This window comes from uncultured Fibrobacter sp. (assembly GCF_937877005.1).
In the GTDB taxonomy this organism is placed as follows: Bacteria; Fibrobacterota; Fibrobacteria; order Fibrobacterales; family Fibrobacteraceae; genus Fibrobacter.
Genome location: NZ_CALEFV010000253.1, coordinates 25,713 through 35,574 on the forward strand (window position 1 = coordinate 25,713; position 9,862 = coordinate 35,574).

At 49.5% G+C, this 9,862-nt stretch carries 9 protein-coding genes; 5 read left to right on the top strand and 4 right to left on the bottom strand.

Features of this window, described 5'->3' with window-relative positions; translation table 11 throughout:
* Positions 1–3: 3 nt before the first annotated feature.
* Genes Q0628_RS11270 through Q0628_RS11290 form a run of 5 tightly spaced genes read left to right on the top strand, consistent with a single transcriptional unit; the run spans position 4 to position 5,801 of the window.
* A complete protein-coding gene (locus Q0628_RS11270; RefSeq protein ID WP_298771062.1) occupies positions 4–1,881 on the top strand; it encodes a sulfatase-like hydrolase/transferase in 1,878 nt (625 codons plus the stop codon).
* 2 nt (positions 1,882–1,883) lie between these two features.
* Positions 1,884–3,146 carry a CDP-glycerol glycerophosphotransferase family protein gene (locus Q0628_RS11275; RefSeq protein ID WP_298771064.1) on the top strand — a complete coding sequence of 421 codons (1,263 nt, stop codon included), beginning with the start codon at positions 1,884–1,886 and terminating at the stop codon, positions 3,144–3,146.
* A gap of 9 nt (positions 3,147–3,155) precedes the next feature.
* Positions 3,156–4,016, top strand: a complete 861-nt coding sequence (locus Q0628_RS11280) for an endonuclease/exonuclease/phosphatase family protein (RefSeq protein ID WP_298771066.1) — start codon at positions 3,156–3,158, stop codon at positions 4,014–4,016.
* Positions 4,017–4,037: 21 nt separating this feature from the next.
* A complete protein-coding gene (locus Q0628_RS11285) occupies positions 4,038–4,433 on the top strand; it encodes an adenylyltransferase/cytidyltransferase family protein (RefSeq protein ID WP_298771068.1) in 396 nt (131 codons plus the stop codon).
* A 15-nt stretch (positions 4,434–4,448) separates the two neighbouring features.
* The gene (locus tag Q0628_RS11290) at positions 4,449–5,801 is read left to right on the top strand and encodes an O-antigen ligase (protein ID WP_298771070.1); all 1,353 of its coding nucleotides are present in this window, start codon (positions 4,449–4,451) and stop codon (positions 5,799–5,801) included.
* Here the strand turns inward: Q0628_RS11290 and Q0628_RS11295 are convergent.
* The 4 genes from Q0628_RS11295 to Q0628_RS11310 all read right to left on the bottom strand — a co-directional run.
* Complete coding sequence (locus tag Q0628_RS11295) at positions 5,779–6,831, bottom strand: glycosyltransferase (protein WP_298771071.1); 1,053 nt, start codon at positions 6,829–6,831, stop codon at positions 5,779–5,781. The two genes, Q0628_RS11290 and Q0628_RS11295, sit on opposite strands and share 23 nt — an antisense overlap.
* Complete coding sequence (locus tag Q0628_RS11300; protein WP_298771077.1) at positions 6,821–7,651, bottom strand: phosphorylcholine transferase LicD; 831 nt, start codon at positions 7,649–7,651, stop codon at positions 6,821–6,823. Before Q0628_RS11300 ends, Q0628_RS11295 begins: the two co-directional genes overlap by 11 nt.
* A gap of 2 nt (positions 7,652–7,653) precedes the next feature.
* Entirely contained in the window at positions 7,654–8,442 is a 789-nt protein-coding gene (locus tag Q0628_RS11305) for a phosphorylcholine transferase LicD (protein ID WP_298771073.1), read from the bottom strand.
* A 62-nt stretch (positions 8,443–8,504) separates the two neighbouring features.
* A partial coding sequence (locus tag Q0628_RS11310; protein ID WP_298771075.1) for a nucleotide sugar dehydrogenase occupies positions 8,505–9,862 on the bottom strand: 1,358 nt, incomplete at its 5' end.

Below are 9,862 nucleotides of genomic sequence, written 5' to 3' on the forward strand. Positions count from 1 at the left end.
AGCATGCCCATATTATTTTCAATCTTTGTAGCAATCCGTTTCGTAGCCATTCTCCTGCTGTACTTTTTACCAACACCAAACGGAAGCGTCCTAGCGGAATCAGGTGTCTTAACCTTTATCGTCAGAACAATCGCTGCCGATGCAGGAACGCTCGCCATTGCAGGTGCACTTTTTTCCCTTGCCGCCATACTGTTCAAGAAAGCTCCTAAGGCTCTATTTCCCGCCCTTTATACAGGTTTTTCAACTCTTTACATATTCTGCACTCTATGCGACAACGAGACACTCCGTTGGCTCAACCAACGATTTACCCTCGGTTACTTCGCAACATACATGGACGCATCCTGCGATCCGCACATGCTAGCAAACATCATCAAGGGCGGGCTGCTATCCTTTGGACTAGATGTTCTGCTCACTCTGGCAGCAATCGCCGCAGGCGTGTTCGTCATCATAAAGTTTAAGGACAAGTTTCCGCAAAAGAAAATTGTCGCACTTCCCCTCCTGTTGCTCGGAATTCTCTGCATCAGCTACGCCTATTATATCCCCCTAAAAGAAAGGCAGCGCCGCGAACGCATCAGGCCCTTCTATGTACATGTCTTCAATGAAATCAGCTACGACTTTACCCACAGCGAAAAACCGGACCATTACGAAGACGGCATCCGTTTTCTCGGTGGCAATCCCGATGCGCAATACCCATTCTACAAGACATTTAGCGATTCATCCCTGAAGGCTTTCCAGAACCGTCCCCTATCCGAAAAGCCAGACATCATCGTCCTCACCATTGAATCGCTGCGAGGCTGGGTCGGCGATGTCCGCGTTCCAAAATCCTGCGCCCTACTGAAGAACATCTGCAAGCTGTCCAAGCGCGGCATCTTCTTTCCCTACACCTACAGCGTCGGCTGGCCTTCTACGGAAGGGCTGAACGGCATGATGCAGGGCGTCTGGAGCCATCCCGAAAAATATTCCGCAGGGTACCATGTCAAAACAAGGGCTCTTCCCGAAATTCTTGGGGACGCAGGTTACTACAGAATCGTCATTCCTGCCGCAAATCCCAATTTCGACAACTTCACGCCACTATTCGAGCAATGGTTCGACTCGACGGATTTCCACCTCGACATCAACCATGATGTTCCCTTGGCAAAGCGCTTCGCGACGGTATACGAAAATCGTCCCAAGGATCGGCCCGTTTTCATCGACTGGATGAGCACCACGACGCATTTCCCGTTCATGTATCCCGAAGGCATGGGACCGATGCCGAAGTACCATGACGACCGCTACGAGCACCTGGCCGCCTATATGGACAGTGCGGTAGGCATGGTTCTTGAGACCATCGAGAAGGATCCACGCGCCGAAAACACAATTATCGTACTCACGGGGGACCATTCCTTTGCAATCGGGCTCCAAAAGGAACGCAACAGCTCCGTAGGTCTGGCTCACAGTGGAAGAACCTGGACCAACATGATTTTTGCAGGCCCCAATATTCCGGTTGACTCCATTGACACCAAGACCGTTTCCCACGCGGACCTTGCACCAACGCTCCTCGGCCTCCTTTCTATCGAAGCAACAAACCACTTCGTAGGCAAGGATATTCTTTCGGTCAATCGTGATTCTCTCGCCCTCCCCGTAATCTCCTTCACTCAAACCGATTTTGCCGTCCGCCTTGCCGACAGGCACATTTACGGCAACATGAACGACAACGGATTTGTGGTCCTCAAAAGCCACAAGGTTCCAGATTGGGACACGACCCAGATTGTCAAGGGATTCATTGGCGAAGATTTTCTGCCACCGAATGCGGCCGATTCCGCCCTGTTGCAACAGGCTCGAATAGCTGCGCATGTCTGGGAATACATCCTAGACAAGGACTTGCTTACTCCTGAGGACTAGTCATGAATCCATTTGTCAAAAGAATCTACCATCTTTTGCCGGCACCTCTTCGGGACCTCCAAAACACGCTCCGCATCAAGGACCGCGTTCTTCTCTGTGGCAAGGAAAAACGCGAACGCAAGGTTATCGAAAATATCCGACAAAAGCTCGGTCGCGGGGAACGCATCAATGTGGCGTTTCTCGCCATGTCGGTTTCCTTCTGGAAATATGATGAGCTTTTCGCGTTCATGCGGCAGGATCGCCGCTACAATCCCAGAGTCATCTTTACCGCAAGACCCATAGACGCTCCCGAAATTCAGGAAATGCACCGGCAAAAGATTGAAACCTATTGCAACGAAAGAGGATTCCCATTTCAGGAAAGTCTCAAGGACTTTGAACCGGACATTCTTTTTTACGCTCAGCCCTACAAGAACAGCGTCATGGAAAACATGCGCGCCTACAACTTTACAAAGGCGCTCATCTGTTACGTTCCCTACGCATTTTTCATATCAAACTACAAGTGGGCCTACGACGCCCAGGTACACAACCTCGCCTGGAAACTTTTCTATCCATCAGAGCTCCACCGCAAAAATGCAGAGGAACTCGCTTTTAACAAGGGCCGAAACGTAGAGGTCGTAGGGTATCCCCTCGCCGACAAGTTTGCAACCCCCGCCAAAAGCGACCCCTGGAAAATCAAAGACAAAAGCCTGAAACGGATTGTATGGGGAGTCCATCATTCCATTCTCAGCGACGACCTCGCAGATTGCGGCACCTTCCTGAAATTTGCAGACACGATGCTTCAGCTGGCCAAGAGCCGCCCCGACTGCCAATTCGCCTTCAAGCCTCATCCGCATCTGAAAGAACATCTCTACAAGCATCCCGACTGGGGAAAGGATCGTTCCGACGCCTACTACGCCGAATGGAACAAGGCAGACAACACATTCCTTGTCGATGGAGACTACATCGACCTGTTCAAGACATCGGATGCGCTCATCCACGATTGTGGCTCATTTACGGTAGAATACCTATTTGTAGACAAACCCGTTCTCTATATCGGCAACGAGCGTAACAACATCCTCTGCAATTTTGGCAAGGCCGCAATGAACGCGAACTACACGCAGAAGGATTTTAGCGTCGAAGAATTCCTGCAGATGGTCTCGGGAAAAAATGGCGAAGATTTCAAAAAAAACATCCGTCAGGAAATGTACCGCAAATATCTAAAGATTCCGCAGGGCAAAAGCTTCGCCGAGAACATCATGGACCTTCTAGAAAAAAACTTTGGCTAGGGTTCTCTTATGAAACATTTCTCCGCATTCCTTTTGGGCTGTCTGCTTCTTGTTGAGGTCGGAACAAGTTACGCGCAGAAGGTGGAAAAGATTTCCTTTGCGTCATGGAATATCCGGTGGCAAAGCGAATCCGACATCGAAAATGGAAACGCCTGGAAAAAAAGGTTCGAGCCCATCGCCAATGTCATCCGGTTCTACGATTTCGACATCGTCGCCATGCAGGAAGGTTCCGCCTCTAAACGCGACGACCTCGCTCCACTCTTGAACGACTATGTATTCATCGAAATTGACTCTACGGAACATAATCCTATTCTTATCAAGAAGGATATGTTCAAGCTTTTGGACAAGGGCAAGTTCTACCTATCCGAAACTCCCGAAAAGAAAAGCAAAAGTTGGGATTCGAAGCACAACCGTTTCTGCCTTTGGGCAAAATTGCAAAAAGACAGCACCCAGTTCTTCGTATTCAACACGCACTTCGATTACCACGGAAAGACGGCCAGAACCGAAGGCGCCAAGGTCATGTACCAATGGATCCCTTCCATAGCAGCAAACACCCCTTATATCGCCGCCGGAGACTTCAACTCCGTCGAGGGATCCGTCCCCTACGAAATCCTCATGTCGATACCAGGCATCAAAGATGCAAAGGATGTAGCCCAGTTCACCCATATCGTAAAGAAAAGCTACAACTACTTTGACCCCTATCGGAACAGCAAATGGGACCTAGACCATGTCTTCGTGGATTCCCGCATCCCCGTATACCGTTATGGAGTCCTCAACGAAATGTATTTTGACGGGGACAGTTACCGTTACCCCTCCGACCATTCGCCTATCATGATGGTATTTGAATTGCCCGCAGCGAGTCAGCCGTAAACAATTTCTATATTTCAGAATATGAAAAAATATAAGCGAGCGATAACGTACGGGACTTTCGATCTTTTTCATATTGGACATTTACGTCTACTGAAAAGGATAGCCGATTTGGCCGACGAGCTGTATGTCGCAGTATCCTCCGATGAATTTAATGCCATCAAAGGAAAGACCTGCGTCATCCCCTTCGAGGAAAGAGCCGAAATAATCGATGCACTCGGTTGCGTCACTCGAGTTATCCGCGAAGACAACTGGGAGCAGAAAGTTTCCGATGTCCTTGACAACCACTGCGACCTATTCGTCATGGGCGATGACTGGAAAGGAAAATTCGATTTTCTCAAAGATTATTGTGATGTCATCTACCTGCCTAGAACGCCTGGCGTAAGCACTACGGATATTAAACAATACCTAAAGAAATAGCTTTTAGGAACTCGTATGGGAATCCTCGTCTTGCTCGCATTCTTTGGCCTTCTTTTGGTCATGATATACGAGAATTCCGAAAACCGATTCCTTGTCCTGGTTGTCGGAACCATCCTATTTCCAACAACCGCACTCTTCACCAAGAACCCCTCTATTTCACCCCAGCACATCCTGCTGTACATGTTCCTCTTTCTTGAATACTGGAAAGACCGGCGTAATTTTAACGATTCCCTATTCAAGAATCCCCTATCTATCCCCATTATCCTAATCCTATTCAGCTATACAGCCACGGCGTTCTTCAATTCGGGGATAGCCTCAAAGGACATGTATTACGGAGTCCGCGATTGTATCGATACCTTCGGCTACATCATGGCGGCCTATATCAGCGGCAAGAACATCGACATAAGCTCTTTTGCTAAAAAGTTCTTCCCCATCGTTATCGCAATCTGCATTTTCGGAATCCTCGAAGGCCTCCTCAACGCCAACTATCCCTATAAAATCATCAATTCAGCTTTCCCCTTCTACGAAGGGCTATACGACCTGAACGGGGACGTGGGACTCGGCCAAAGCTGGCGCACCAGGACATGCTTTACGACAAAGCACCCGACAGCCTTCGGCACTTTGCTCATGAGCCTATTTCTATTCTACCTTCCTCAAATCCACCAACAGGTCATCGCCAGATCGAAGCTTTTGCTCCTACTCTCCCTCCTTTTCGTCTGCATTGTCGTAAGCGGTTCGAGAACCGCTCTAGTATGCACCATCTTCGGGGCTGCGATTTACATCATCGACCGGTTTAGCATCCTTGCCAAAATTGCCGTTTTCGGACTGATCGCGATCTCCTTTTCCGCAATAATGGCCTTCCTGCTAGCCAACTTCCAGCAGGGCGGTCAAGGGCGAGGATCGTCTCTAGACTTCAGAACCCAGCAACTTATCTTTTCGGTCATGGCGATTGAAAACTCGCCTATTCTAGGAAACGGAAACAAGTATACAGCCAACTACATTCTTGAAGAAAATGACAAGGGCGAAAAACGCGCCGAAGATAGCAGTGGACAGGACATGGGCGGCTTGGAATCCGTCGTCTTCACGCTCCTGATTGACCGCGGAGCAGTCGGTCTACTTACATACTACCTATTGCTGCTATGGATATTCTGTATTTTCTTCAAGAACAAGAAGAAATATCCCGAAACCAAGGGTGGCTTTGCGCTAATTTTTGCCGGCACAGCGTTTTTAACCCTATCGGGAGTTATCGGGAACAGTTCTTCTTTCCTGTTCCTATTTACAGGCGTTCAGCTCGGCTACATCAAGCAACGGCAGCTACTAGAAGAAGACGGGGATTCGCCCCCGGCTACCGAAGCAGACGAGCCCTGATTTCATACATTAGGGCGATCAGGAAGTTCAGGCGGAATTTCAGCAGCCAGCAAAACTTTTTCTCATTGCCAACGAGCCTGAGTTTCGGAACAGCGACAATCGATTCAGCATACGGACTTGACTTCAGCAATTTTCCATACGCTCTATACCTTGTCCAAAAACTTTTTTCGCTCCCCTTAAAAAAGAATCCGCGCAAAGCCATCTTTTTTAAAAGAAATAAGATACGCGCATAATAGGCGTCTTGCAGAATTTCAATATCACCACTAGCGGACATGAATTCTTTCACGTAGAAAGCAATTTTTCCGCAGTCCTCGACTAAGCGGTCTTCATTAACGTGACAAAGAGAATTAGGCAGGATCCTGTAATGATAGGTAAGTACCTGTTTATAGGCAACAACTTTCGCCTCATGGAAAACCTGCAACGCAAAGAGTCCGTCTTCGTACAATTTCATGGAAGACGAAAAGCGCAACATCCCTTTCATTAGCATTTCCCGGCGAATCAACTTAGACCAAAGAGCCGAGAACATGTAGCTGCAGCTTGCGCTAGGGTATGGCGAATAGCCCTTGTACAGGACCATGCGTTGGACCGAAGAAATGTCCTTCTTATCCGTAAAGACAAATTCCTTCGCAAAAAAACGATGTTCCGTTTCAGGCCTACCATCCTTCCATATCCAGTGATCCGTAATCACGACGTCCGCACCGGTACACAAGGCTTCCTCGTATGAGACTTGCAAGGCACCTTTGTCCAGAAAATCGTCCGAATCCACGAACAGCACGTATTCGCCGCAAGCCGCGGCAAGGCCGTCGTTGCGAGCCGCCGACACGCCGCCGTTCGCTTTGTGAATCACCTTGATGCGGGCGTCTTTCGCGGCATATTCATCGAGAATTGCAGGAGAATCATCCGAGCTTCCGTCATCGACTGCCACCACTTCCCAGTCCGAAAAAGACTGAGCAAGCACGCTATCGATACATTCACGCAAATATTTTGCGGAATTATAGACCGGAATGACAATACTGACTTTAGGCGTCATCGCTTACCGTCTGCAGAGCGTGATGATTGCGGTCATCAGCCTTAGGCGGCGTCATGTAGTCGCCATAAAGCTGCGTACAGACAAAGTCATAATCTTCGGGGCCACAAATTTCGGTATCTTCGAACGGATACATTTTGCCCTTGCCGTAATACTTCTTATGGAACATCTCGCGGAACTTGTAGGCGCCCATGGCGTTCACCAGATAATCCGACTTTTCGTACGGAGTCGCAGTCAGCGCGCGTTCCAAGCGGGCAAGGCATTTCTTGGTATCAAATAATTTCTGGATCGGCGTATGCAGACCAATCCACACTAAAATTCGTTCGTGCAGCGGGCGCCCTTTCTTGTTCACATCGACTAGGCGGTCAAAGCAAGAAAAACGGTACAGGGCGCGCAACAGCAGCACTTCAAAGACCTTCAGCTTGCGAAGCAAGGCATTGTTCGGCATGGCGTCCAGCGGGAACAAGTCTATCCAGGCGAAAGTTTCTTCCGCCTTCAGTTTGTCATGACGTACAACCTTGAAGGTCGTATCTTCAATATGTCCAAAGTAACGAATGCAGTCTTCGGAATTCTTGTACGAGCGGAACTTGATATTGCTCGATTCCGGCAGGCCTTCCAAGATCTTGCAAAGGCGCTCATAATCCGGGCGCGGAATACCGACATCAATATCGTCATCCCAAGGAATAAAGCCCTTATGACGAACTGCGCCCAGCAGTGTTCCGCCCAGGGCATAGTATTCAATATGATTATCTTTACAGACTTGCTGGAAATATTTCAGCAAGTCCAGTTCCTTCAGTTGCAGAGCTCGCAGGGATTCATCCATCACTACGCCTTCTGTTCTTCAAGGTAGGCGTCGTGAACGTTCTTATCACAGTCGTCCGGTTCCTTCATGTAGTCACCGTACATCTGAGTCAATACCGCATCGCTGTTTTCAGGGCCCAAAAGTTCCATGTCCTCGAAGGTGTAAAGCTTTCCCTTGCCGTAATAGGACTTCGGGAACATCTCCTTGAACTTGTACTGGCCCATGAAATTCACAATCCAGTCCGAATCCTGCACCTTGTATTTACGGAGCAGGCTATCCAATTTCACAAGCCATTTTTTGTAGTCGCGATGGCCACCCAAATGAACATTCTTGACTAGCGCAATAATGACGCGTTCAGACAGAGGACGATGCGGGCGTTTCAGATTCACTTTGTCGAAGCAGGCAACATGGTAACAAAGGCGAACCCACAGCAGGCGAATCATATGAATGCGGCGCATTAGCCAATTATTCGGCATACCGTCCAGCGGGAAAATATCAACCCAGAGGTTTTCCTTCCTGGACACGATACTTCCTTCGCGACTCATTACGAAGCGCTTGTCTACGATTCTCGAAAAATAGTAGTGATGGTCGGAATCGTCACGATAGGAGCGCAGTTCCAGATAATCCGGAAGATTCTTGGAAATCGTTTCCAGAAAGCGTTCGTAATCATCGCGAACGATACCGATATCAATATCGTCATCCCAGGGAATAAAGCCCTTATGACGGACGGCCCCCAACAGGGAACCACCCAGCAGGAAATAAGGAATCGAATTATTCTCCAGGAACGGCTTAATTTCCTTGAAAATATTCAAAATTGACAGCTGCGCCTTAGAAAGGGGGACAGGCTGTCGTGTTTTTGAATCAAGCCCCATTATTACTCCGCCTTCCCCTTGCCTATGCTGGACACTTCGAAGCCAATCCTCCTTAAAGCTTCGGCGTCCAAAATATTACGACCATCAAATACGAACGCAGGTTTCGCCATACCCTTGTAGATTCGCGACCAGTCAAGTTCGGCAAAACATTTCCATTCGGTACAGACCACCACGGCATGAGCGCCCTCGGCAGCCTTGTACGGATCTTCTTCAAACTGCACCTGGTCAATCACGTCCTTCAGGTCGCGCTTGGCATCGGGAATAGCCTTCGGGTCGGTAACGACCGGCTGCGCATGTTCGGCGAGCAGGTCGCGAACGACAAGATTTGCCGGACTTTCACGGGTATCGCCCGTATTCGCCTTGAAGGCAAAACCGAACACGGCAATCTTCTTGCTTGCAATAGTATTGAACATGGTCTCGAGCATGCGGTCCACCACACGGTGAGTCTGCCACTCGTTGATCTTCACCACCGATTCCCAGTAGGCGGCCACCTCGGGCAGTCCGTAGTAACCGCACAGGTACACGAGGTTCAAAATATCCTTCTTAAAGCACGAACCACCGAAACCGATGGATGCCTTCAGGAACTTGGGACCGATACGGCGGTCCTTGCCCATCACGTAGGCGACTTCATCCACGTCGGCGCCGGTCTTTTCGCAGAGGGCGCTAATGGAGTTGATAGAGCTGATACGCTGCGCCAAGAAGGCGTTAGCGGTCAATTTCGTGAGCTCGGAGCTCCAGAGGTTCGTCGTGAGGATTCGGTCGCGCGGCACCCAGTGGGCATACACATCCACCAGTTTCTGGCAGGCGGCAAGACCCGATTCCGTCTGATGGGATCCGATAAGCACGCGATCCGGCTCAAAAAGGTCGTTGATGGCGGTACCTTCCGCCAAGAATTCCGGGTTAGAAAGCACTTCAAAGTGCAGGCCCTTGTCGTTAGAGTTCAAGATTCGTTCCATGGCGGCAGCGGTACGCACCGGGAGCGTGGACTTTTCCACAATAATCTTGCCTTCATCGGCAATTTCCAGGATGTTGCGAGCCGTCTTTTCCCAGTACTGCAAGTCAGAAGCCTTGCCGGCACCATGGCCAAACGTCTTGGTCGGGGTATTCACAGAGACAAAGATAATGTCCGCTTCCTTGATAGCAGAGGGGATATCGGTGCTAAAGAAGAGATTACGGCCACGGGCACGCTTCACCACGTCATCAAGGCCGGGTTCAAAAATCGGGAGGTTGTCGCTATTCCAGGCATCAATACGGGCCTGGTTGATATCGACCACAGTCACTTTCACATCGGGGCACTTGTCGGCGATAACAGTCATAGTGGGGCCACCGACATAGCCCGCGCCAATGCAAAGAATCTTGG

Bases quoted from the DNA above. Each gene is read 5' to 3' on its own strand.
- Q0628_RS11270 (WP_298771062.1), top strand. From the start codon at position 4: ATGCCCATATTATTTTCAATCTTTGTAGCAATCCGTTTCGTAGCCATT.
- Q0628_RS11275 (WP_298771064.1), top strand. From the start codon at position 1,884: ATGAATCCATTTGTCAAAAGAATCTACCATCTTTTGCCGGCACCTCTT.
- Q0628_RS11280 (WP_298771066.1), top strand. From the start codon at position 3,156: ATGAAACATTTCTCCGCATTCCTTTTGGGCTGTCTGCTTCTTGTTGAG.
- Q0628_RS11285 (WP_298771068.1), top strand. From the start codon at position 4,038: ATGAAAAAATATAAGCGAGCGATAACGTACGGGACTTTCGATCTTTTT.
- Q0628_RS11290 (WP_298771070.1), top strand. From the start codon at position 4,449: ATGGGAATCCTCGTCTTGCTCGCATTCTTTGGCCTTCTTTTGGTCATG.
- Q0628_RS11295 (WP_298771071.1), bottom strand. From the start codon at position 6,831: ATGACGCCTAAAGTCAGTATTGTCATTCCGGTCTATAATTCCGCAAAA.
- Q0628_RS11300 (WP_298771077.1), bottom strand. From the start codon at position 7,651: ATGGATGAATCCCTGCGAGCTCTGCAACTGAAGGAACTGGACTTGCTG.